Genomic DNA, 22387 nt, shown 5'->3' with positions numbered 1-22387 from the left:
GCCAGTACTTGCAAGTGCTTGATTTCAATAAGTTTAAGCCACAAGCTGGAGTTTTGCCGAGCTGGCCTCACAGTAACGAGCCTATGCCGCTGGTCTTTGACGGGCAGGCCCGCCGATGACGCAAGAGATGCACGGTGGCCTTTCCGATGTCGCCAGCAGAGGCAGACGCCCCAGAAACCCCGATACGGAATACCCCCAGCCTGTCAGACCACGCATGCCGTGCCGGACAGGCGGATCACTGCAGGCACCATGCTGCTGCTTCTCATGACCCTCGCCTCGCACCTGCTGCAGCCCCGCCGTGTCCGGCGGGCATCTGCTCGCGTGCGCCTGGCCAGGACGAGAAATCCCGCGCACTTCCACGCCTTTCCCTCCTTGTCACGGCCACTCGGTGCCCGGCAGGCAGTGGATGGCAGCGGATGGCGCGCACCGGAGACGCTCCCCCTCCCGGGTGGACGTTTCCTGCGCCTGCAGCACTGATCCAACCGCCACCCTGCCCCCCGCTCGCCCCCAGTGGCCGATGCGCGGGCAACCGGTCCGTGGCGGACCATTCCCTTCGTTTCCGGCGTCTTCCCGGCATGACCATGCCGCGCCAACCGCGCTCCGGGGCCTTGTAGACCCCATGCACCGGCCACGGTTGGCGCCTGTGATGAATTGCATCGGGCTTCCATGCCCAGGAAAGGAAACGCATCATGAAACGGATGCTGATCAATGGCACCCAGGCTGAAGAACGCCGCCTGGCCATCGTCGACGGACAGAAACTGCTCGACTACGAAATCGAGATCGAAGGGCGCGAACAGCGCAAGGGCAACATCTACAAGGCGGTGGTGACGCGCGTCGAGCCCAGCCTGGAGGCCTGCTTCGTCGACTATGGCGAGGAACGCCACGGCTTCCTGCCGTTCAAGGAAATCTCCCGCCAGTACTTTGCCGAGGGCGTGCCGGTCAGCCAGGCGCGCATCCAGGACGTGATCCGCGAGGGGCAGGAACTGCTCGTGCAGGTCGAGAAGGAAGAGCGTGGCAACAAGGGCGCTGCGCTGACGACCTTCATCAGCCTGGCCGGCCGCTATGTGGTGCTGATGCCCAACAACCCGCGCGGAGGCGGCGTGTCGCGCCGCATCGAGGGCGAGGACCGTGCCGAGCTCAAGGAGGCCATGGACCAGCTCGAATACCCCAAGGGCATGAGCATCATTGCGCGCACGGCCGGCATCGGGCGCACCGCTCCCGAGCTGCAATGGGACCTGAACTACCTGCTCAAGCTGTGGGAAGCCATCGTGGGAGCGGCCCAGTCTGCCAAGGGCGCCTTCCTGATCTACCAGGAGTCCAACCTGGTGGTGCGCGCCCTGCGCGACTACTTCAGCCCCGAGATCGGTGACATTCTGATCGACACGGATGACATCTACGAGCAGGCGCTCCAGTTCATGAACCACGTGATGCCGGAGCATGCCGCCAAGGTCAAGCGCTACAGCGACGACGCTCCGCTGTTCTCGCGCTTCCAGATCGAGCACCAGATCGAGTCGGCCTATGCCCGCATCGTCACCCTGCCGAGCGGAGGGTCGATCGTGATCGACCATACCGAGGCCCTGGTTTCGATCGATGTCAACTCCGCCCGCGCCATCAAGGGCGCCGACATCGAGGAAACCGCCACGCGCACCAACCTCGAAGCAGCCGATGAAGTGGCCCGCCAGATGCGCCTGCGCGACCTGGGTGGCCTGATCGTGATCGACTTCATCGACATGGACGAGCAGAAGAACCGCCGTGAGGTCGAGAACCGCCTGCGCGACGCGCTGCGCCAGGACCGTGCCCGCGTGCAGTTCGGCACCATCAGCAAGTTCGGCCTCATGGAGATGAGCCGCCAGCGCCTGCGCCCGGCCCTCTCCGAAGGCGCATCCATCCCCTGCCCGCGCTGCGGCGGCTCCGGCCACATCCGCGACACCGAGTCGAGCGCGCTGCAGATCCTGCGCATCATCCAAGAAGAGGCCATGAAGGACAGCACCGCTGCCGTGCACGCGCAGGTGCCGGTGGAAGTGGCCTCCTTCCTGCTCAACGAAAAACGCTCCGAGATTGCCAAGATCGAGCTCAAGCAGCGGGTGCATGTCCTGCTCGTGCCCAACAAGGGCCTGGACACCCCCCACTACAAGCTCGAACGGCTCAAGCACGACGATCCCCGCCTCGACAGCCTGGAGGTCAGCTACAAGCTCGCCGAGGAGATCGAGGATCCCACGGCAGTCACGCGCCGCAGCCAGGAACCCACCAACCGTCAGACGCCCGTGATCAAGGGCGTGCTGCCGGACGGCCCTGCTCCCGTGGCTCCTCCGAAACCCGAACCGGCCGCCCCTGCGCCCACAGCAGCCGCGACTCCCGCGCCTGTCATGGCCCCTGCTCCGGTTCCGGCTCCGTCCGGCCTGGCAGCTCTGTGGCTGCGCATCAAGCAGTGGCTGGGTCTGGCTCCATCGGCTGCCCCGGTCGCCATCGCCCCGGTGACGCCCCCATCCACCCCGGCTGCCGGTGCCCGCGAGGACAACCGTCGCACGGGCAACAGCGGCAATCGCCGTGGCAATGGCAACCGTGGCCCGCGCGGCAATGGCAGCGACCGTGGCGAACGCTCTGTCGAAGGCACACGCCGCGCTCGCAGCCAGGAACCCGGTGCCTCCGCATCGGGCGAAGAGCTGCGCACGGGAGACCGTGGCACTGCAGCCTCTGAGTTCGAGGGACGCAGCGACCGTGCGGCACGTCCGCGCCGCGAACGCACCACTGCCGGCGAACAGAACGGCACCGGATCCCGTGCTCCGCGCGGCGAGCGGGGTGAGCGTTCTGAACGCGCCGACCGCCCCGAACGCGGGGAGCGCAATGACCGCCGCAGCGGCAATGGCAATCGTCAGCCCGGTGGAGAATTCGCTCCCCAGGCCGATGCGCAGCCGAACCTGCCCGTGATGGCCCAGGATGCCGCCGCGACGACTCCGGTCGACACGGGCGCTCCTGCCACACCCGAAACGGGAGGACAGCCCACGGAAGGCCGTGAACGCCGTGAACGCCGTGAACGCCGCTCGCGTGACCGCTATGGTCGCGACCGTCGGGGCAATCGGGGAGATCGCGCCGAGCGCGCGCCGCAGGATGAGGCCAGCGAGTCGGCTTCCGCACCGGCTGGCACGGAAGCCCCAGGAGAAGAAGCTCCCCGCAGCTACTTTTCGGCCCAGGCCAACACGCCGGTGCCCAGTCTGACGCTCGACCCCGTGGCGGGTGCCCTGCCTGCTCCCGAGACGGACGCTCCGGTGGAATCGTCTGCCCCCAGCGAGGCCGCAGCCGCCACGTCGGAAGTTCCGGCACCGGCTCCCGTGACGCATGCTGCGCCCGAAGTACCGCCTGCGCCGGCCGCGCAGCCTGCTCCTGCCAAGGCGGTGCCTGCGGAAACGGCTCCCGTGGAGACAGAAGTGCCCCCGGCACCGGAAGTTGCCTCTGGGTTGCCAGCGGTGCGGGCCTACAGCCTGCCCGAAGAGCGTCTGCATCGCATCGCCGAAGAGGCTGGTCTGCAGTGGATCAATTCCGATCCCGAAAAGGTGGCGGTGGTGCATGCTGCCATTGCTGCCGAACCGCGCCCGGTGCATATCCCGCGCGAACGCCCCCCGATGGTGGAGGCCGATGAAGGCCCGCTGGTGCTGGTCGAGACCCGCAAGGACCTGATGGCGATGCCGTTGCCCTTTGAGGTGGTGGGCGGTGCCTCGGGTGCTGCGGCCGCACAGGGCTGACCCCCTCGCCCCCAACGGGGCGCGCTCCGGGGCTGCGTCACCGCCAAGCGGCGGCAGCCCCTGGAGAGGCCGCTCTTCTCTTCCACGGTGCCCTGCATCGTGCCAAGCCCATGTGCCCCAGGCCATGGGCTTTTTCTCGCCTGTGTCTCACGCGGGGCTGCTGCGCCCGGAGGGCACCGGAATGCAGCCCTCCGTTTTTCTGTGACATCCCATCCGCCTTTGCCCCATGGCAGGCCCCTGGCAACTTCCGTGTCATGCGATGGATGTGCAATCTGTCCACCATGGTGGACCACCAGAACGCGGGACGGTCTCCAGATCGGAGAACAGAACCTTGTCATCGCCTGCCAGGGTCGGAACGTGGGCACCTCGTCATCGCTGGATGATCCACGCACCCCACGGCGTCCTGCATCGACCGATTCCGTGTCAGGGACGTTGTGCGCCGGCGCGGGAGGATGAAGGCAACAGACTCGGGCTGGCGGCAGCAGCTGCCCGTGCGGCGTGCAGGGCGTCGAGGGTGCTGGAAATCGAAGGGACGCCCACCGCGTGGACTTCGCTGCCTATGTCGTGGATGTCCCTGCGTGCGGTCTGCACGAGCGGGGAGGCCCCATCGAAATACGTCCGCAGCATCTGCCCCGCGTCGGTCAGGTCGTCCCGCAGCAGATCGGGCTGGCGGGCCAGGAGCGCCATGCGGGCATTGAGCAAACGCAACCGGAAATGCTCGCGCACATAGACGCCCTGATCCGGCGGCAGAAAGACGGCCTCGGCAGGTGTGCCGGCCCCGCCGCTGCGTGCACGCATCCAGCGGGTCAGCGCCTCGCGCGCGGGAGTCCAGAGCCGCCGCCACCAGGACACCGAGGCGTCGGGCGGAGGAGCAGAAGCGGCAGACCGGGCCACCACGCCAGAGGCAGAAGAAGTTCCAGGGCGCAAGGGAAGGGTGTCGACCATGGCCACCAGCTGGTCGAGCCGATGTGCAAGGGCGGGCACATCCGTCAGGCTGGCGCCCTTGAGGCGGTCGATGTCACTCTGCACGGCCCGGTGCAGTGCGCGCAGTCGGGGCTGTGCGCTGCGGGCCAGACGGTGTTCGCTGCTGACGAGCGCGGCCAGCAGAGGATCGACGCTGCCGGTGAGCTGGGACTGCTGCTGTCCCAGTTCAATGGCCGAATCGATGTCGACGAGCAGATTCTCATCCTTGGCCCGTGCCAGCCCCTGAAGCATGGCGTCGATCTGGGCCCGCTGCGCCTGGATGTCCCGAACCTCGGACTGCAGGGCACCGGAACGGCTCTGCGCGTCCTGGCTCTGCTGATGCGCCTGGCGTGCCAGGAGAGCCGTCTCCCGGGTCTGCAGCCGCATATCGGCCACCTGCGTGCTGACCTGGCGCTGCATCTGCTGCACGGTCTGCCACAGCCAGATGGCCACGAGCGTGGCTGCCACGGCCAGCAGCACAGCCAAGGTCAGTGCCACACGCGCAAGGGCAGGCATGCTCTGGAGGCCTCCTGCGCCGGCCCCTTCCCTGACGTGGGGAGGGGCAGAGACACCCAGGGAGGCCGGACGGGAAGAAGCCGGGGCATCCGGTGCCGGGAGGGGAATCATGCGACCGATTGTATCGACCGCACCACGTCCTCCACAGTGGGTCGGGAAGACACCACCCTCCCGAAGCCCATGCGCCCGGCCGCCTCGCCGATGCGCGGATGGGTCACGATGGCCACGGCCTGCTGCCAGTTCTGCCCTGGCAGCAGCGCATGCAGATGGGTCAGCGCCTGTGAACTGCTCCAGACCCAGAGGCTGGGCTGCTGCACCTGCAGGGCCATGCGCTCGCGCTGCAGCGGATCCCACCCCGGCGGCTGGCGCAGATAGGCCACCACGGTGTCGAGCGCCACGCCTTCCTCGCGCACGCGAGCACCCAGCCAGTCGCGCCCTGCACCGGCGCATGCCGGATCGCACTCGGCCTGCGAATCGGCCCCCCTCACGCGCAGCACACGCTGCCTCTGATGCCGCGCCGCTTCCAGCTGGGGGCGCACGAGCGGCCAGAGGGTCTCGGAATCGAACTGCGCGGCCTCGGGCGAAGGGCTGTCGATGAGATCGGGACGCACGCCCAGCTCATGCAGCGCCTGCCAGGTGCCCCGGCCCGGTGCCCAGGCGCGCACGCCGGCCGCGTTCCATGCCGTGACACCGCCCGGCAGACTTGCCATGAAATACCGCACGGCCGGGATGCTGACGAAGAAGGCTGCCGCATACGAGGCAAGGTCTTGCCCCACCTCCCGCAGGCGGGCCTGTGCCGCGGGGAGCGTCACAGGGCCAATGTCGATGAGAGGCAGGGCCTCGGGCACAAAGCGCGCATCGAGCTGCACCTGCAGTGCCCGGCACCATGCCGAGGCCTGCGGCTCGGGCCGGGTCACGAAGACCGGCAAGGCCTGCGATGCCCTGGAAACCGTATCGGGCACCATGTCAGTCCCGCACGGGAACGGCACCCTGCGCGATCAGGCGCTGGGCCACTGCATGGCCTAGGGCGGCAGCGTCCTCCAGCGTCTGCACGGCCTGTTCTGCCCGTGCACGCACCAGCACCGGAGCAGACGCCTCCGCATCGCCCCAGGCGGCCTCGATGGACAGCACACCGTCGTCACGCAGCACGGCATGGGCGGCCAGCGGCATGGAGCAGCTTCCGCCCATGGCGCGGCTGACGGCCCGCTCGGCGGCCACGCGCAGCCAGGTGGCCTGATCGACCAGCGGGGCGAGGGCCGCTTCCAGCTCGGGGCGCCCCGCACGGATCTCGATCCCCAGTGCGCCCTGCCCGGCTGCCGGCAGCATGGCATCCGGCGCAAAGATGTGTCGAATGCGCTCCCCCAGCCCCAGCCGCTTGAGGCCTGCAGCGGCGAGCACGATCCCGTCATAGGCTCCTTCGTCGAGCTTGCGCAGGCGGGTGTCCAGATTGCCACGCAGGGGCTCGATGCGCAGATCGGGGCGCGCCGCACGCAGCAGCACGGTGCGACGCAGGCTGGAGGTGCCGATCACCCCGCCCTGAGGCACCTCGTCGAGGGAGGCGTAGCGGGGCGAGACGAATGCGTCACGCGGATCCTCGCGTTCCATGATGCAGGCCAGCTCGAAGCCCTCGGGCAGCTCCATGGGCACATCCTTGAGCGAATGCACGGCCAGATCGGCTCGCCCTTCCTGGAGCGCGATTTCGAGCTCCTTGACGAACAGGCCCTTGCCGCCGACCTTGCTGAGGGTGCGATCCAGAATCTGGTCGCCCCGGGTGGTCATGCCCAGCAGGGTCACGCGGTGTCCACGGCTTTCGAGCAGGGCCTTCACATGTTCGGCCTGCCACAGGGCAAGCCGGCTTTCGCGCGTGGCGATGGTAAGTGCGAGGGGAGCAGCCTGTGCTGCAGCGGTGGTCGACATGGTGATTCCAGATGCATCGGTAGCAGGAGCGCTTCGGAGCGGAAGGCTCCCATGAGACGGGATTCAGGAAGAAGACAGCTCTCCAGCCCGGGTGCCACCCGGTGTGGCCCCGCCCGGAGCGGCTGCCCCTTCCTCTGCATCGGCGATGCTAGCACGGCCCCCAGCCGATCCTCGGTGCCCAGTCCCTGGCGGGGGCTTTTGCTGATCCAGGGCAGGAACCTCGGCACTGCCCGGTCAGTCCTCCTGCCGGAGCACCTGCCTCACCGCAGGCAGCTGGCGCCGGGATACCTGCACCCATTTCGGCACCCCCTCGACCTGCACCTGCCAGCCTTCATCGTCTCCGTCGATGGAAGGCGGCGCCCGACGCAGGCCGCGCACCGCCGCCCGGGCCACCAGCGCGCTGCGGTGCACCCGCAGGAAGTGGTCGGCATAGCGCTCTTCCAGCTGGTTGAGGGTGCCGTCCCACAGCAGCCCCTGTTCCTGCGCGGTATGCAGGGTGACATATTTCCATTCGGCCCGCGCGAGCAACACCGCCGGGACCGGCAGGCGCTGCTCGCGCCCACGCGACTCCACGCGCAGCGTCGGCACATCGGGTGCCACTGGCGCAGTCGATCCCGGCGTGGACGGCCCCGCTCCCCGCAGGCGAAGCGCCTTGTCCAGTGCCTCGGCCAAACGCTCGCGACGCACAGGCTTGGTGAGGTAATCGACCGCTGCCACCTCAAAGGCTTCCAGCGCATGCTCCGCGTGCGCCGTCACGAACACCAGCGCACAGTCCGGAGCCCGCGTGCGCAGCCTGCGGGCCAGCTCCATGCCGTCCATGCCCGGCATCTGGATGTCCAGCAGCACCAGATCGGGATGGCAGTCCGCCACGCGCGCCAGCGCCTCGGCTGCGGTGCCAGCCTCGCCCACGACCTCGGGCACAGGCTCCGCCATTTCAGCGAGCAACCCGGTGAGCCGCAGACGGGCCAGCCGCTCGTCATCGACCAGCAGCACCCGCAGCGGTGCGGTGTTCGATCCCGGATGCGCACTCATGGGCACCCCCCTTCTGCCGCGATCTGCATCGGCACCTCGATGCGCACCACGAAGCGGTCCCGCACCACCTTGGCGGAAAAGCGCAGCTCCATGTCGTGACAGAGGGCGAGGCGGTTGCGCACGTTCTCCAGGGCCATGCCGTTTCCGGGCGCCCCCGGCCCGGCAGGGAAGGTATTGGCAAGGACGATGCGAACCCGATTGCCCCGCAGCTGGGTCCGCACCCGGATGGCGGCTCCCGTGTCACTGGGCTCCACGCCATGCCGGATGGCATTTTCGAGCAGGGGCTGCAGAATCAGCGGCGGCACCACCGCCAGCCCTGCGGCAGGGTCCAGCACCCAGTCCACCCGCAGCCGCTCCCCGAACCGCACTTCCTCCACGCGCAGGTAGCGCTGTGCCAGCTCCAGCTCTGCCGCCAGGGTGCTGCGGTGCCGCGCGCCCCGCAACATGCCGCGGAACAGGTCGGCCAGATCCTCCAGCACCGACTCGGCCCGCGCCGGATCGACCCGTACCAGCGCAATCGCGCTGTTGAGCGCATTGAACAGAAAATGCGGCCGGATGCGGGCCTGCAGCTCGGCCAGCTGCGCCGCCACGTCCTCGGGGGAACGCAGGCGACTGCGCAGAAGCTGCTGCGACGCCAGCAGCCAGGACAGCACTGCTCCCACCAGCACGCCCCCCAGCCAGGGGCGCCACGGTGCGGTTTCCACGACACTCGTGTAGAGCAGTGCGGCAAACCAGCCGCATCCGCCCCCAGCCAGCACCGCCACCCGCCACTGCACCCGGGCGGGTCGCCCCGCCAGCACCGGCCGCAGCGCGCACAGCACCATCAGCCACAGCAGGGTCGCCGGCAGCGCACAGCCGGCTCCTATGCCCAGGGACAGCAGCCACCCACCCCAGCCGGCTCCACGTGGTTCCCCAAAAAGCAGAAAGCCTGCCAGCACCACCAGATGCACCAGCACCACCGCCCGCAGCACCATGCCGGAACGGCAGGCCTCCAGCCCGGGGGCGGGAGCGCCGCCCCCCACGACTCCCGCCGGAGTCGCCCGGCTGGCTACAATCTGGGCATCCACCGTCCGGTCCGCCGTCGTGGATGGGGCTCTGCTTCGTGTCTGCATGCGCATGGGAGTTCCAGACGGGGCCGGCGCTGCTGCGCGCCCCTCTGGGGTGCCCTTCCTTTCGGTGTCTATTTCCGTTTCGTATCCCATCCGCACCATTGTGGCGGCTCGCCAACTCCCGGAGCCTGCACCGTGGCGGATTTGCCTCTTTTGATGGATTCTCCCCCATGTCCGAACCTTCCCAGAACCAACTCGATTCCAAATCCCAAGGCTGGTCCGCCCTGTTCTCCGAGCCCATGAGCGAGCTGGTGCAGCGCTACACCGCCAGCGTGTTCTTCGACAAGCGCCTGTGGCGCGCCGACATGCAGGGCAGCCTTGCCCACGCCGACATGCTCGCCGCCCAGGGCATCATCAGCCCCTCCGATCTGGCCGCCATCGAGCGCGGCATGGCCGAAATCCGCACCGAGATCGAATCCGGCACCTTCCAGTGGAAGCTCGAACTGGAAGACGTGCACCTCAACCTCGAAGCCCGCCTCACCCAGCTCGTGGGCGATGCCGGCAAGCGGCTGCACACCGGCCGCAGCCGCAACGACCAGGTCGCCACCGACATCCGCCTGTGGCTGCGCGACGAGATCGACCTGCTCGTGGGCCTGCTGCGCGACGTGCAGGGCGCTCTGCTCGACGTGGCCAGCCGCCATGTCGACGTCATCCTGCCTGGGTTCACCCACCTGCAGGTGGCTCAGCCGGTGAGCTTCGCCCACCATCTGCTGGCCTATGTGGAAATGTTCGCCCGCGACGAAGAACGCCTCGGCGACGTGCGCCACCGCGTCAACCGCCTGCCGCTGGGCTCGGCCGCTCTGGCCGGCACCACCTACCCGCTCGACCGCGAACGTGTCGCGCGCACCCTGGGCATGGAAGGCGTCTGCCACAACAGTCTCGACGCCGTGAGCGACCGCGACTTTGCCATCGAATTCACGGCCGCCGCCAGCCTGGTCATGGTCCACATCAGCCGCCTCAGCGAAGAACTGGTGCTGTGGATGAGCCAGAACTTCGCCTTCATCCGCATCGCCGACCGCTTCACCACCGGCAGCTCGATCATGCCGCAGAAGAAGAATCCCGACGTGCCCGAGCTCGCGCGCGGCAAGAGCGGCCGCGTCTTCGGCCATCTCATGGGCCTGCTCACCCTCATGAAGGGCCAGCCCCTGGCCTACAACAAGGACAACCAGGAAGACAAGGAACCCCTGTTCGACACCGTCGACACCGTGCGCGACACCCTGCGCATCTTCTGCGACATGATCGGCGGGCAGGTCAACCCCGACACCGGCGCCAAGGAAGGCGGCATCACCGTCAACCCCGACGCCATGCGCCGCGCCGCCAGCCGCGGCTACGCCACCGCCACCGATCTGGCCGACTACCTCGTCAAGAAGGGCCTGCCCTTCCGGGATGCCCACGAAACCGTGGCCCATGCCGTGCGCCTCGCCCAAGAGCAGGGCATCGACCTCTCCGAACTCCCGATCGACGCCCTGCGCCGGATCCACCCCGACATCAACGAGGACGTGTACGAAAAGGCCCTCACCCTCGAAGCCTCGCTCCACGCCCGCAACACCCTGGGCGGCACCGCGCCGGCCCAGGTGCAGAAGCAGCTCGCACGCCACCTCGAACGCCTGGCCGCCGCTCGCGCCTGACCCCGTTCACCCCGGCCCTGCGCCCCTCCTCCGAGCCCCTGTCCGGTCCGCCGGCAGGGGCTCGGTACATCTCCGGGGGATACAGGATTTGCCGCGGCACATATAATCGGAATTTCCACCACGCGGGATATTCACACCCGCTTCTGGCCATGACTACCAAATTCGTCTTCGTCACCGGTGGTGTCGTGTCTTCCCTCGGCAAAGGCATCGCATCGGCGTCCCTGGCTGCCCTCCTCGAGTCGCGCGGCCTCAAAGTCACCCTCATCAAGCTCGACCCCTACATCAACGTCGACCCCGGCACGATGTCGCCCTTCCAGCACGGCGAAGTCTTCGTGACCGACGACGGCGCCGAAACCGATCTCGACCTGGGGCACTACGAACGCTTCATCGAGACCCGGATGAAGCAGAGCAACAACTTCACCACCGGCCGCATCTACCAGAGCGTGCTCGAAAAGGAACGCCGCGGCGACTACCTCGGCAAGACCGTGCAGGTCATCCCGCACGTCACCAACGAAATTCAGGAATACATCAAGCGCGGCGCCGGCATCGGCACGCCCGACATGGTCGACGTGGCCATCGTCGAGATCGGCGGCACCGTGGGCGACATCGAATCCCTGCCCTTCCTCGAAGCCGTGCGCCAGCTCAGCCTCAAGCTGGGCCCCAACAACAGCGCCTTCGTCCACCTCACCTACCTGCCGTGGATCGCTGCGGCCGGCGAGCTCAAGACCAAGCCCACCCAGCACACCGTGCAAAAGCTGCGCGAGATCGGCATCCAGCCCGACGCACTGCTGTGCCGTGCCGACCGCGCCATCCCCACCGAAGAACGCGAGAAGATCAGCCTCTTCACCAACGTGCAGCCCTGGGGCGTCATCAGCATGTGGGACGTGGACACCATCTACAAGGTTCCGCGCATGCTGCACGAGCAGGGACTCGACGGCCTCATCTGCGACAAACTGCGCATCAACACCCGCCCCGCCAACCTGCAGCGCTGGGACAACATGGTGTATGAAGTAGAGCACCCGCAGCACACCGTCACCGTGGCCATGGTCGGCAAGTACGTCGATCTCAGCGACAGCTACAAGTCGCTCAATGAAGCCCTGCGCCACGCCGGCATGAAGAACCATGCCCGAGTCAAGATCACCTACATCGACTCCGAGACCCTCACCGCCGAGAACGTCGACGGCAAGCTTGCCGGATTCGACGCCATCCTCGTGCCCGGCGGCTTCGGCAAGCGCGGTGTGGAAGGCAAGATCGCCGCCGCCCGCTATGCCCGCGAGCACAAGGTCCCGTATCTGGGCATCTGCCTGGGCATGCAGGTCGCCACCATCGAATACGCCCGCCACATGGCCGGCCTCGAAGGCGCCAACAGCACCGAGTTCGATCCCAAGACCCCCTACCCCGTCATCGCCCTGATCGACGAATGGCAGGACGCCGACGGCAGCATCCAGAAGCGCCACGAAGGCGGCGACCTGGGCGGCACCATGCGCCTCGGTGCCCAGAGCTCCGACGTGCTTCCCGGCACCCTGGCCCACAGCATCTACGGCGACGTGGTCACCGAACGCCACCGCCACCGCTACGAGGCCAACACCCGCTACCTCGACAAGCTGCGCGAGGCCGGACTGGTCATCTCCGCCCTCACCCAGCGCGAACATCTCACCGAGATCATCGAGCTGCCCCAGAAGGTGCACCCCTGGTTCATGGGCGTGCAGTTCCACCCCGAGTTCAAGTCCACCCCGTGGGCCGGGCACCCGCTGTTCAACGCCTACATCAAGGCAGCCCTGCACCAGCACGGTGACGCTCCGAAGAAGGCCACGGCATGAAACTCTGCGGATTCGACATCGGGCCCGACCGGCCCTTCTTCCTGATCGCCGGCCCCTGCGTCGTCGAGAGCCTGCAGCTCCAGATGGACGTCGCCGGCACCCTCAGGGATCTGACCGCCGAGCTGGAAATCCCCTTCATCTTCAAGAGCAGCTACGACAAGGCCAACCGCTCCAGCGGCGCCAGCTTCCGGGGACCGGGCATGGAGCGGGGACTCGACATCCTCGCGGCCGTGCGCAAGGAACTGGGAGTCCCGCTGCTCACCGACGTGCACACCGAAGCCGAAGTCCCGGCCGCCGCCGCCGTGGTGGACGTGCTGCAGACACCGGCCTTCCTGTGCCGCCAGACCGACTTCATCCGCGCCGTGGCGCAATCGGGCCGCCCCGTCAACATCAAGAAGGGCCAGTTCCTCGCGCCGCACGACATGAAGAACGTGATCGACAAGGCCCGCGCCGCCGCCGCCGAAAAGGGACTCGACACCGACGTCTTCATGGCCTGCGAACGGGGGGTGAGCTTCGGCTACAACAACCTCGTGAGCGACATGCGCAGCCTCGCCATCATGCGGGAAACCGCGGCACCGGTCGTCTTCGACGCCACCCACAGCGTGCAGCTGCCCGGCGGACAGGGCACCTCCAGCGGCGGCCAGCGCGAGATGGTTCCGGTGCTGGCCCGTGCGGCCGTGGCCGTGGGAGTGGCCGGCGTCTTCATGGAGACCCATCCCGACCCCGCCCATGCGCTGTCGGACGGCCCCAACGCCGTGCCCCTGCGCCACATGCGCGCCCTGCTCGAATCCCTCAAGGAACTCGACGCCGTCACCAAGCGGCGCGGGTACCTCGAAAACGACTTCGGGGCCTGAGCCCCTCCGGGCCGGTCCGGCAGGTCTGGCCCCTCCTCCCCTTTGCTAACAGAAAGAGAACCGACCATGAGTGCAATCGTAGACATCGTAGGCCGCGAAATCCTGGACAGCCGTGGCAATCCCACCGTCGAATGCGACGTGCTGCTCGAAAGCGGCGTGATGGGCCGTGCAGCCGTCCCCTCCGGCGCCTCCACCGGCAGCCGCGAAGCCATCGAACTCCGTGACGGCGACAAGAGCCGCTACCTCGGCAAGGGCGTGCTCAAGGCCGTCGAGCACATCAACACCGAAATCAGCGAAGCCGTGCTCGGCCTCGATGCCTCCGAACAGGCCTTCCTGGACCGCACCCTGATCGACCTCGACGGCACCGACAACAAGTCCCGCCTGGGCGCCAACGCCATGCTCGCCGTCTCCATGGCCGTGGCCCGTGCCGCCGCCGAGGAATCCGGTCTGCCGCTGTACCGCTACTTCGGCGGCATGGGCGGCTACCAGCTCCCCGTGCCCATGATGAACGTCATCAACGGCGGCGCCCACGCCAACAACAGCCTCGACCTGCAGGAATTCATGATCATTCCCGTGGGCGCTCCCAGCTTCCGCGAAGCCCTGCGCTATGGCGCCGAAGTGTTCCATGCCCTCAAGAAGATCATCCACTCCCGTGGCATGAGCACCGCCGTCGGTGACGAAGGCGGCTTTGCCCCCAGCGTCGAAAACCACGCTGCCGCCATCGAGCTGATCCTGCAGGCCATCTCCGACGCCGGCTACGTGGCCGGTCAGGACATCGTCCTGGGCCTCGACTGCGCCAGCAGCGAGTTCTACAAGGACGGCAAGTACGTGCTCGCCGGCGAAGGCGGCCTGTCACTCAACGCCGAGGAATGGGCCAACATGCTCGCCGCCTGGTGCGACAAGTACCCCATCATCAGCATCGAGGACGGCATGGCCGAAGGCGACTGGGACGGCTGGAAGCTGCTCACCGAAAAGCTCGGCAGCAAGGTCCAGCTCGTGGGCGACGACCTGTTCGTCACCAACACCAAGATCCTGTCCGAAGGCATCGACAAGGGCGTCGCCAACTCCATCCTCATCAAGATCAACCAGATCGGCACCCTCACCGAAACCTTCGAAGCCATTGAAATGGCCAAGCGCGCCGGCTACACCGCCGTCATCAGCCACCGCTCCGGCGAGACCGAGGACAGCACCATCGCCGACATCGCCGTGGGCACCAACGCCGGCCAGATCAAGACCGGTTCGCTGAGCCGCTCCGATCGCATGGCCAAGTACAACCAGCTGCTGCGCATCGAGGAAGACCTCGGCGAAATCGCCGTCTACCCCGGCCGCAAGGCGTTCTACAATCTGCGCTGATCGCTGACCGCCCCCTCCCAGACCCTGCTCCCACCGCCCCATGCGCACATCGCCCGTCAACCGCACCGTCATCGCGGTCCTGCTGCTGCTCTTCGTGCTGTTGCAGTACCAGATCTGGAACGGCAGCGGCAATGTGCGCCAGGTGGCCAAAATGAAGCAGGATCTGGCGCGCCAGCAGGCCGCCAACGCCCTGCTGGAACAGCAGATCGCCCGCTCCCAGTCGGAAATCCAGGACCTCAAGGAAGGCCTGTCCACCGTCGAGGAAAAGGCCCGCTACGAAATGGGCATGGTCAAGCCCAACGAAGTCTTCGTCCAGATCGCACGCTGAAGCCCCAGCAGCCCCAGCTCCGCATCCTGCAAAGCCCGTGCTCCCGTTCAGGGACCACGGGCTTTGTCATGGCAGGGGGTGAACATGCACCTGAGAGCGCTGGCAGCATGCGACGCTCCTTCTCCGCATCCGAGGCTATTTTTGCCGGATCATTTCGTTCAAAGTGGGGGTTTCCTGCGCTCTTCAGGGTCGCCGCTCTGCGAGGCGGCGCCTCGCCTACCCCCACTCAATGCACGGTATCGCTTGCCGGAGGGCGGGCTTCTGCGGGGACGAAGATGCGGGCGGCTTCGACGGGGTCGAAGCGGTATTGCTTGCCACAGAATTCGCAGCCGACTTCGATGCGGCCCTGCTCTGCGAGGATGCTGTCGGCTTCTTCCCGGCCCAGGCTGCGGATCATGGCGCTGACGCGCTCGGTGCTGCAGGTGCAGGCGAAATGGGGAACGGGGTCGCTGTCGGCAGGGGCGAAGCGCAGCAGCTTTTCGTCCCAGAACAGGCGGTGCAGGATGGTGTCGATGTCCAGCCCCAAGAGTTCCTCGCGCGTGAGGCTCTGGGCCAGGGTGACGATGCGATGGTAGTGTTCGGCAGCTTCTGCCTGGGCTTCGTCTCCGGCATTGCCTGTGCTGCCCGCGAGGTTGGCTTCGCCTTCCAGGGGCAGGCGCTGGATGAGCAGGCCGGCTGCCACGTGGTCATCCGCCGCCAGCACGAGGGTGGTGTCGAGCTGTTCGCTCTGGCGCATGTAGTGCTGCAGAGCCTGTGCCACATCCGGCAGGAGCATCTCCTGGGCATCGCTCAGAGGCACTATGCCCTGGTAGGGCTGCTGGCCGGGCAGGCGGTCGCGGGGGTCGAGGGTGATGGCGCAGCGGCCCTTGCCGTGCTGGTTCACCAGAGTGGACAGGGTGGCGTCCTCGGGAATGGAACCGAGCACGGTGGCCGTGGCGCGCAAGGCCAGGTCGGGCAGCACTTCAGCCACCGCCACCTTGACGGGGCCGTCCCCCTGCATCTGCAGGATGAGTGCGCCGTTGAATTTGATGTTGGCCTGCATCAGGCAGGCTGCGGCAGTCATTTCGCCCAGCAGTCCGGTGACGGCGGGGGCATAGGGGCCGCTGTGGCTGTTGGCGGCACGGCGCTGCACGACCTCCTGCCAGGCATCGGTGAGGCGGACGGCCACGCCCCGGACGGGCATGCCATCGAAAAGGAATTTCTGCAGTTGTGACATGGGAGAGAGGCCACGCCCCCGAGTCGAAGGAGGCACCCGGGCAGGAGCGGCGAAAGGGAAAAAAGAAAGGAGCGGCGGATGCATCACTGCCAGCTGCGCGTCATTGGTAGAGGCGAACGGGAAGCGTGGGAATGCTGGAGGTGCAGATGGGGATCAGGGGAGCTTCTTCAACCGTGTGGCATACCGGCGAGCGTTGTCGACGTAGTGGCGCGCGCTGGCACGCAGCCCCTCGATCTGCTCGGGAGTGAGCATGCGCACCACCTTGGCCGGACTGCCGAGGATCATGCTGCCGTCGGGGAACTCCTTGCCCTCGGTCACGAGGGAGCCTGCGCCCACGAGGCAGTGGCGTCCGATGCGCGCGCCGTTGAGAATCACGGCGCCGATGCCGATGAGGCTTTCGTCTCCGATGGTGCAGCCATGGAGCATGACCATGTGCCCCACCGTGACATGGCGACCGATGGTGAGCGGCACTCCGGCATCGGTGTGCAGCACGCTGCCGTCCTGGATGTTGGTGCCCTCTCCGATGGTGATGGGGTCGTTGTCGCCCCGCAGCGTGGCATGAAACCAGATGCTCGCGTCCTCCGCCAGACGCACGTCTCCGATGACCTGGGCGCTGTCCGCGACCCAGGCACTGTCCGCGATCTGGGGCACCTTGTCATCGAGCTGGTAGAGGGGCATGGACGTCTCCTGGCAGGGAAAAGAGGGGCGAAAAACACGTGCGGCCAGTGTACGCCATGCCCCGGCCGAGGGCAGCCGGGAGAAGCCCGGAAGCGTCCCTGCCAACGGCGAATGCCCTGTGCTCAGGCTGGCAGGGCGTCGAGCTCTTCCGGGGTAAAGCCGGCTGCCAGCCGGGCTTCGCGGTTGTAGGGGCCACGCAGGCGCGGGGCGCCATGGCGTTCCGCGAGCTCGGCATAGGCGACCACTGGGTCGAGTCCGCGCTCGGTGCATACATGGCGGTACCAGCGGTTGCCGATGGCCACATGACCGATCTCGTCGTGCAGGATGACATCGAGAATGGCGGCGGCCTCCAGATCGCCTGCGTGGCACAGCTTGTCTCGAATGGGGGGAGAGGCGTCCAGGCCGCGCGCCTCCAGCGTGCGGGGAACCAGGGCAAGGCGAGCGAGCAGATCGTCGCGCGTTTTCTCGGCCATTTCCCACAGCCCGTTGTGCGCCGGAAAGTCGCCATAGCGATACCCCAGCGTCTCCAGGTGGGCGGCCAGCAGGCTGAAATGCCGCGCTTCCTCGCGCGCAATGCCCAGCCAGTCCCGATAGAAGGCTTCGGGCATGCCCGGAAAGCGCCACACGATGTCGAGCGCCAGATCGATGGCGTTGAACTCGATGTGGGCCAGGGCATGGAGCAGCGCTGCGCGGCCTTCGGTGGTGGCTACCGAGCGCTTGTGCAGCTGGGCTGGCGACACCAGTTCGGGCCGTGCCTCACGCCCCGGAATGGGGGCGGTGGGCTGCAGGACCAGCCCGGGATCGAGAGGGACCTGAAGATCCAGGGCGAGGACGCCCTGCACCTTGGCCGCATGGGAAGACGCACAGAGAAGATCGAGGGCAAGAGCTCGCAGCATGGACACGCGGAAGTGAAAAAGAGAAAGACGAAGGGAATGGCAGAGACGCGCTCCCCTGCCGGGGCCGCCGGACAGCGGCTTCCGGTCAGGGGCGGCACGCGGCCGCCGGGATCCTCAGCGCATCAGATGTATCCGAGCACCCGACCCCAGGCAGTACCGACCGTGAGCCAGATCAGCAGGTTGACCACGCTCATGACGAAGCCGGTGCGCCACCACTGGCCCAGGGTCACGTAATTGGACCCGAAGATGACGGGTGCACTGCCAGTGGCGTAGTGCGTGAGGGTCATCATGAGGCTCGACGCAGCCGCCATCAGGAAGGCCCAGGCCATGGGCGGGGCTCCCAGCGCCAGCCCGGCAGCGAAGAACGCACCGAACATGCTGGTGATGTGGGCCGTGGTGCTGGCGAACATGTAGTGGGCATAGAAGTAGGCCAGCAGCAGGAGCGCGGCCGCCATTTGCCAGTTCAGCCCCATGGACTGGATGCCGTCCTTGAGCGAGCCGGAGAACCAGCCCACGAGGCCGAGCTTGTTGAGGAAGTCGGCCATCATCACGAGGGCCCCGAACCAGATGATGGTGTCCCAGGCGCTCTTTTCCTTGAGCACGTCATCCCAGCTCAGCACGCCGGTAAGGAGCAGCAGCGACAACCCCACGAAGGCCGTGGTGGTCGGGTCGACCTCATAGCTGCGGCCGAAGAACATGGCCGGCACGCCGGCCCACAGCAGCAGCAGCAGCGCGAAGATGCCCACCATGATCTTTTCGCCGCGCTGCATGTGCCCGAGCTCCGCGAGCTTGCCACGCGCAAACTGGGTGGCGTTGGGGGTATCGGTGATCTCGGGCTTGTTGAGCCAGTAGACCACGAGCGGCATCACCAGCAGGGCCACGATGCCCGGCACCAGCATGCCCAGTGCCCACTGGGCCCAGGAGATGTGGATCTGGCTGTGGGTGGCCTTGGCGATGAGATCGACGACCAGCGGATTGGGGGCCGTGGCAGTGATGAACATGGCCGAGGTGATGGGGTTGGTCTGGTAGTTGACCAGCGCGAGGTAGCGGCCGATGCGGTTCTGGGTGCCATTTTCGGGGCGGGAATCGAAGCTGTCGGCAATGGACCGCATGATGGGGTGCATGATGCCGCCGCCGCGTGCGGTGTTGCTGGGCGTCACGGGAGCGAGCACCAGCTCGGAAAATGCCAGCGCGTAGCCGATGCCGATCGTCTTGCGCCCGAAGATGGAGATGAACCAGTACCCGATGCGCGATCCCAGCCCGGTCTTGATGAGCCCGCGCGAGATCATGATGGACACGCCGATCAGCCAGATGAGCGAGTTGGACATGCTGGAGAGCGCATCCTTGATGTAGTCGGCTGCGGTCGAGGGCTTGACGGGCTTGGCCTCGCCCTTGGAGGCAGAAGCAGAGGCCGATGCAGGCGCCGAGGCTGCTGCCCTGGCGGCCGATGCGGACGAGGCTGCCTTGCGTGCGGCAGCCGGTGCTGCCGCCTGTACCGCCGGTGCGGATGCAGACACGGACGCCACGGCGGCGGAAGCCGGATGTGCCCCGCCGGACGCTGCAGGCACCGAGTGCCCGGTGACCCCCGTGAGCGCCACGAGCGTGATGGCCACGATGGAGAGCGCACCAATCGGCATGGCCTTGCCGATGATGGCCACGATGGTGGCCGCGAACAGGGCCAGCAGATGCCATGCGTTGGGGGTCACCCCATTCGGCACGGGAATCACGAACCAGATCAGCAGGCCCACCGCTACCGCGATGGCCATGGGAAGTCGTTTGAAGCCCATCACATCCTCCTGTCCCTTTGCATGCCGCTTCGCACCCGTGTGCGAAGCTGGCCCCATTCTATGCAGGGGACCCCTGCCCCTTCCGCAGCCCTGCCGGGAATGTGGCAGCGAATTGATAGGGATTAAACCCGCTGCCGTCCCCGCAGCTCCACCACACCTGCAGCCGTTTCAGGGCGCGGCTGACCCTGCATCCGGCACGTCGATGCCTGCGGCCAGAAAAACCTCGCGCCAGGCGGCCAGCTTGCGCTCGAAGGACCAGCTGGCATTGGCAGGGCTGGTGGAGGGCAGGCGGTACACCGGCACGCCCAGCCCCTCCGTATGGCGATGCTGGCGCCAGCTTTCGCCGCCGTTGTGGGCTATGGCACGCAGATCGGGGCAGCGTGCGCGCAGGCCCGCCAGATCGTTGACCACGGCGTGGCGTATGGCGGAGTCGAGGCTGCCCTCGCGCTCGCAGCTGGCATACACATCCCAGATGCCGACCCCGTGCGCCAGTGCCGCCGCACGCCGCACGGCATAGTCCGACTCGCGCAGGGGCAGCCCCCAGAGCGTGCCCAGAATGCGCCAGAAGTGGTTCTGCGGATGGCCGTAATACTGCTGCAGCTCCAGCGAGCGCACGCTCGGAAAACTGCCGAGAACCAGCAAACGTGTGTCGGAGTTGGCAAGTGGTGCCAGGCCCGTGAGCGGTGCGGTGCTATAACCTTCAGCCATGCGCGGCCCCCTCGGCGCGCAGCCCGGCCGCCCGGCCGAATCGCGCACCGACGCCCCCGGGCGACACCGGTGCCCGGCCTACGGAAATCTGCATACACGGATACGACATGAACATGAACGTCAATGGACAAATGGACAACATGCTGGCCTACCTTGCCACGCAGGGCACCGATCTGGCGCTCAAGGTGGCGGGGGCCGTCGCGGCCTGGATGATCGGCCGCTGGCTCATCGCGCTGGCCACCCGCCTGCTGGGCAGGATGCTCTCCCGCTCCGGGCGGCTGGACGTGACGCTGGTCGATTATCTCAAGTCGATCACGAGCGTCCTGCTCACCATCATGCTGGTGCTGGGCATTCTGAGCTTGTTCGGGGTGCAGACCACCTCGTTCGCGGCCCTGCTCGCCGGCGCGGGTCTGGCCATCGGCACGGCCTGGGGAGGTCTGCTCACCCACTTCGCGGCCGGCGTGTTCATGCAGGTGCTGCGCCCCTACAAGGTGGGAGACACCATCCAGGCCGCTGGGGTGACGGGCACTGTCACCGCTCTCGGTCTGTTCACCACGACCATCACCACGGCGGACAACGTGACGACGATTGTCGGCAACAACAAGATCTTTTCGGACACCATCCAGAACTACAGCGCTCTGCCCGTGCGCCGCGTGGACTGCACCGCCAAGCTGGCCCACGGCATCGACCCCGACGAGGCCATCGAACGCCTGCGTGCCGCCGTGGCCACGGTGCCGCACGTGGCGGCCTCGCCCGCGCCGGTCATCGGCATTCTGGAATCCTCCGCCGACGGCCTGACGCTGTGCGTGCGCCCCTACACCTCCAATGCGGACTACGGACAGGTGCTGTTCGACACCAACCGCATCATCGCCGAGACGTTCCGCACGGCAGGCTACCCGGTGCCTGCCGCCACCACCATCACGGTGCCGGCTGCCCAGCGCTGAGATCGGCTGCTGGCGCTGCCGACGGCTCTGTGTTCTGCCCCAGCACGGCCAGCCGGGGCAGAACGCGCAGGGCATTGGCCGTGGTGGCAGCGCACAGCTCCTCCACCGGCATGCCGCGCAGATCCGCCAGCACGGCCCCCATGCGCGGGATTTCTGCCGGCCGGTTCGGGGGCACGACTTGTCCCGCCCGGCGCGCTTCCTGCGGCACATAGAGCCAGCTCGGCGGAATGTCGGGAGCATCGGTTTCCAGCACCAGGCTGTCGAGCTGCAGTGTGGCTGCCTGCGCACGCAGACGGGTGGCGCGCTCGAACGTCATGGCGCCGCCGAATCCCAGCACAGCCCCGACCGCGCACAGCGCCTCGGCCTGCTGCAGGCTCCCGACAAAGGCATGGGCAATGGCTCCCGGCGGCGGCAGCTCGCGCAGATGGCGCAGCACGGCATCGACGGCACGCCGTGTATGCAGCAGCACGGGCAGGCCATATCGACGCGCAAGTCGCAGCTGCCCCCGCAGCAGAGCCTCCTGCCGTATCCGCACGGCGGGGTCGTTCCAGCGCCCGTCATGGGCATCGAGGCCGATCTCGCCCACAGCGACCAGATGCGGGTCGTCCTGCCACTCGCGCAAGTGGCCATCGAGCCGCTCCAGCGCCTCTGCCACCTCACCTTGCGGCAGATACAGGGGGTGAAAGCCGAGCGCATACCCATCGCCGGTACGGTGGGCCAGCTCGCGCACGGCGGCAAAGTTGCCGGCATCCACTGCCGGAATCACGATTCGGCCCACGCCGGCGGCCCGCGCCTCCTCCCGCACCCGCTGCGGCCCTCCGCAGGCCGCGAATTCAGGGGCATCCAGATGGCAATGGGTATCGATCCAGAAAGCCATGCGTGCCGCTCCCGATGCCCC

The 22387-nt window shown here is 67.4% G+C and carries 18 protein-coding genes; 7 read left to right on the top strand and 11 right to left on the bottom strand.

Going from position 1 to position 22387, the window contains the following annotated elements; translation table 11 throughout:
• Nucleotides 1-689: 689 nt before the first annotated feature.
• On the top strand, nucleotides 690-3740 hold the full coding sequence (locus ACP2WS_RS07510; protein ID WP_426460251.1) for an Rne/Rng family ribonuclease: 3051 nt from the start codon (nucleotides 690-692) through the stop codon (nucleotides 3738-3740).
• 423 nt (nucleotides 3741-4163) lie between these two features.
• Here the strand turns inward: ACP2WS_RS07510 and ACP2WS_RS07505 are convergent, their stop codons facing one another.
• From ACP2WS_RS07505 to ACP2WS_RS07485, 5 genes are all read right to left on the bottom strand, one after another.
• On the bottom strand, nucleotides 4164-5219 hold the full coding sequence (locus ACP2WS_RS07505) for a uroporphyrinogen-III C-methyltransferase (RefSeq protein WP_426460250.1): 1056 nt from the start codon (nucleotides 5217-5219) through the stop codon (nucleotides 4164-4166).
• 107 nt (nucleotides 5220-5326) lie between these two features.
• The gene (locus tag ACP2WS_RS07500; RefSeq protein WP_374492227.1) at nucleotides 5327-6184 is read right to left on the bottom strand and encodes a uroporphyrinogen-III synthase; all 858 of its coding nucleotides are present in this window, start codon (nucleotides 6182-6184) and stop codon (nucleotides 5327-5329) included.
• Nucleotide 6185: 1 nt separating this feature from the next.
• Nucleotides 6186-7136 (bottom strand): hydroxymethylbilane synthase, encoded by a 951-nt coding sequence (gene hemC, locus ACP2WS_RS07495; protein WP_426460249.1) that lies wholly within the window; start codon nucleotides 7134-7136, stop codon nucleotides 6186-6188.
• A 234-nt stretch (nucleotides 7137-7370) separates the two neighbouring features.
• Nucleotides 7371-8168: a LytR/AlgR family response regulator transcription factor gene (locus ACP2WS_RS07490; protein ID WP_426460248.1), complete on the bottom strand. Its 798-nt coding sequence runs from the start codon at nucleotides 8166-8168 to the stop codon at nucleotides 7371-7373.
• The gene (locus ACP2WS_RS07485; protein ID WP_426460247.1) at nucleotides 8165-9235 is read right to left on the bottom strand and encodes a sensor histidine kinase; all 1071 of its coding nucleotides are present in this window, start codon (nucleotides 9233-9235) and stop codon (nucleotides 8165-8167) included. The genes ACP2WS_RS07490 and ACP2WS_RS07485 overlap by 4 nt, the downstream gene beginning before the upstream one ends.
• Nucleotides 9236-9447: 212 nt before the next feature.
• Here ACP2WS_RS07485 and argH point away from each other — a divergent pair, with 212 nt between their 5' ends.
• From argH to ACP2WS_RS07460, 5 genes are all read left to right on the top strand, one after another.
• Nucleotides 9448-10905 carry an argininosuccinate lyase gene (argH, locus tag ACP2WS_RS07480; RefSeq protein ID WP_374492223.1) on the top strand — a complete coding sequence of 486 codons (1458 nt, stop codon included), beginning with the start codon at nucleotides 9448-9450 and terminating at the stop codon, nucleotides 10903-10905.
• 149 nt (nucleotides 10906-11054) lie between these two features.
• Nucleotides 11055-12725 (top strand): CTP synthase, encoded by a 1671-nt coding sequence (locus ACP2WS_RS07475; protein WP_374492221.1) that lies wholly within the window; start codon nucleotides 11055-11057, stop codon nucleotides 12723-12725.
• On the top strand, nucleotides 12722-13579 hold the full coding sequence (gene kdsA / locus ACP2WS_RS07470) for a 3-deoxy-8-phosphooctulonate synthase (protein ID WP_374492220.1): 858 nt from the start codon (nucleotides 12722-12724) through the stop codon (nucleotides 13577-13579). Before ACP2WS_RS07475 ends, kdsA begins: the two co-directional genes overlap by 4 nt.
• A 66-nt stretch (nucleotides 13580-13645) precedes the next feature.
• Nucleotides 13646-14932: a phosphopyruvate hydratase gene (gene eno / locus ACP2WS_RS07465; RefSeq protein ID WP_374492219.1), complete on the top strand. Its 1287-nt coding sequence runs from the start codon at nucleotides 13646-13648 to the stop codon at nucleotides 14930-14932.
• 40 nt (nucleotides 14933-14972) lie between these two features.
• A complete protein-coding gene (locus ACP2WS_RS07460; protein ID WP_374492218.1) occupies nucleotides 14973-15260 on the top strand; it encodes a septum formation initiator family protein in 288 nt (95 codons plus the stop codon).
• Between the two features lie 226 nt (nucleotides 15261-15486).
• On the opposite strand, the gene hslO is transcribed toward ACP2WS_RS07460, so the two are convergent.
• The 5 genes from hslO to ACP2WS_RS07435 form a co-directional block, all read right to left on the bottom strand.
• Entirely contained in the window at nucleotides 15487-16476 is a 990-nt protein-coding gene (gene hslO / locus ACP2WS_RS07455; RefSeq protein ID WP_426460245.1) for an Hsp33 family molecular chaperone HslO, read from the bottom strand.
• Between the two features lie 153 nt (nucleotides 16477-16629).
• Entirely contained in the window at nucleotides 16630-17154 is a 525-nt protein-coding gene (locus ACP2WS_RS07450; protein ID WP_374492215.1) for a gamma carbonic anhydrase family protein, read from the bottom strand.
• Between the two features lie 122 nt (nucleotides 17155-17276).
• Nucleotides 17277-18050, bottom strand: a complete 774-nt coding sequence (locus tag ACP2WS_RS07445; protein WP_426460302.1) for a ferritin-like domain-containing protein — start codon at nucleotides 18048-18050, stop codon at nucleotides 17277-17279.
• Nucleotides 18051-18172: 122 nt separating this feature from the next.
• Nucleotides 18173-19816, bottom strand: coding sequence for a DASS family sodium-coupled anion symporter (locus ACP2WS_RS07440; RefSeq protein ID WP_426460244.1), 1644 nt, complete (start codon nucleotides 19814-19816; stop codon nucleotides 18173-18175).
• A gap of 189 nt (nucleotides 19817-20005) precedes the next feature.
• Entirely contained in the window at nucleotides 20006-20545 is a 540-nt protein-coding gene (locus tag ACP2WS_RS07435; RefSeq protein WP_426460243.1) for a DNA-deoxyinosine glycosylase, read from the bottom strand.
• 107 nt (nucleotides 20546-20652) lie between these two features.
• Between ACP2WS_RS07435 and ACP2WS_RS07430 the strand changes: the two genes are divergently transcribed.
• Nucleotides 20653-21489: a mechanosensitive ion channel family protein gene (locus tag ACP2WS_RS07430; protein ID WP_426460242.1), complete on the top strand. Its 837-nt coding sequence runs from the start codon at nucleotides 20653-20655 to the stop codon at nucleotides 21487-21489.
• Here the strand turns inward: ACP2WS_RS07430 and ACP2WS_RS07425 are convergent.
• Entirely contained in the window at nucleotides 21464-22366 is a 903-nt protein-coding gene (locus tag ACP2WS_RS07425; RefSeq protein WP_426460240.1) for a TatD family hydrolase, read from the bottom strand. The two genes, ACP2WS_RS07430 and ACP2WS_RS07425, sit on opposite strands and share 26 nt — an antisense overlap.
• Between the last annotated feature and the right edge of the window lie 21 nt (nucleotides 22367-22387).

Origin of the sequence: Brachymonas moutaii (nom. illeg.), assembly GCF_049977365.1 — a bacterium.
GTDB lineage: Bacteria > Pseudomonadota > Gammaproteobacteria > Burkholderiales > Burkholderiaceae_C > Brachymonas.
This window is presented reverse-complemented; position numbering and strand designations above follow the sequence as displayed.

Excerpts from the sequence above, each read along its gene's own strand:
- ACP2WS_RS07510 (WP_426460251.1), top strand. The coding sequence starts at position 690 with ATGAAACGGATGCTGATCAATGGCACCCAGGCTGAAGAACGCCGCCTG.
- ACP2WS_RS07505 (WP_426460250.1), bottom strand. The coding sequence starts at position 5,219 with ATGCCTGCCCTTGCGCGTGTGGCACTGACCTTGGCTGTGCTGCTGGCC.
- ACP2WS_RS07500 (WP_374492227.1), bottom strand. The coding sequence starts at position 6,184 with ATGGTGCCCGATACGGTTTCCAGGGCATCGCAGGCCTTGCCGGTCTTC.
- hemC (WP_426460249.1), bottom strand. The coding sequence starts at position 7,136 with ATGTCGACCACCGCTGCAGCACAGGCTGCTCCCCTCGCACTTACCATC.
- ACP2WS_RS07490 (WP_426460248.1), bottom strand. The coding sequence starts at position 8,168 with ATGAGTGCGCATCCGGGATCGAACACCGCACCGCTGCGGGTGCTGCTG.
- argH (WP_374492223.1), top strand. The coding sequence starts at position 9,448 with ATGTCCGAACCTTCCCAGAACCAACTCGATTCCAAATCCCAAGGCTGG.
- ACP2WS_RS07475 (WP_374492221.1), top strand. The coding sequence starts at position 11,055 with ATGACTACCAAATTCGTCTTCGTCACCGGTGGTGTCGTGTCTTCCCTC.
- kdsA (WP_374492220.1), top strand. The coding sequence starts at position 12,722 with ATGAAACTCTGCGGATTCGACATCGGGCCCGACCGGCCCTTCTTCCTG.
- eno (WP_374492219.1), top strand. The coding sequence starts at position 13,646 with ATGAGTGCAATCGTAGACATCGTAGGCCGCGAAATCCTGGACAGCCGT.
- ACP2WS_RS07460 (WP_374492218.1), top strand. The coding sequence starts at position 14,973 with ATGCGCACATCGCCCGTCAACCGCACCGTCATCGCGGTCCTGCTGCTG.
- hslO (WP_426460245.1), bottom strand. The coding sequence starts at position 16,476 with ATGTCACAACTGCAGAAATTCCTTTTCGATGGCATGCCCGTCCGGGGC.
- ACP2WS_RS07450 (WP_374492215.1), bottom strand. The coding sequence starts at position 17,154 with ATGCCCCTCTACCAGCTCGATGACAAGGTGCCCCAGATCGCGGACAGT.
- ACP2WS_RS07445 (WP_426460302.1), bottom strand. The coding sequence starts at position 18,050 with ATGCTGCGAGCTCTTGCCCTCGATCTTCTCTGTGCGTCTTCCCATGCG.
- ACP2WS_RS07440 (WP_426460244.1), bottom strand. The coding sequence starts at position 19,816 with ATGGCCATCGCGGTAGCGGTGGGCCTGCTGATCTGGTTCGTGATTCCC.
- ACP2WS_RS07435 (WP_426460243.1), bottom strand. The coding sequence starts at position 20,545 with ATGGCTGAAGGTTATAGCACCGCACCGCTCACGGGCCTGGCACCACTT.
- ACP2WS_RS07430 (WP_426460242.1), top strand. The coding sequence starts at position 20,653 with ATGAACATGAACGTCAATGGACAAATGGACAACATGCTGGCCTACCTT.
- ACP2WS_RS07425 (WP_426460240.1), bottom strand. The coding sequence starts at position 22,366 with ATGGCTTTCTGGATCGATACCCATTGCCATCTGGATGCCCCTGAATTC.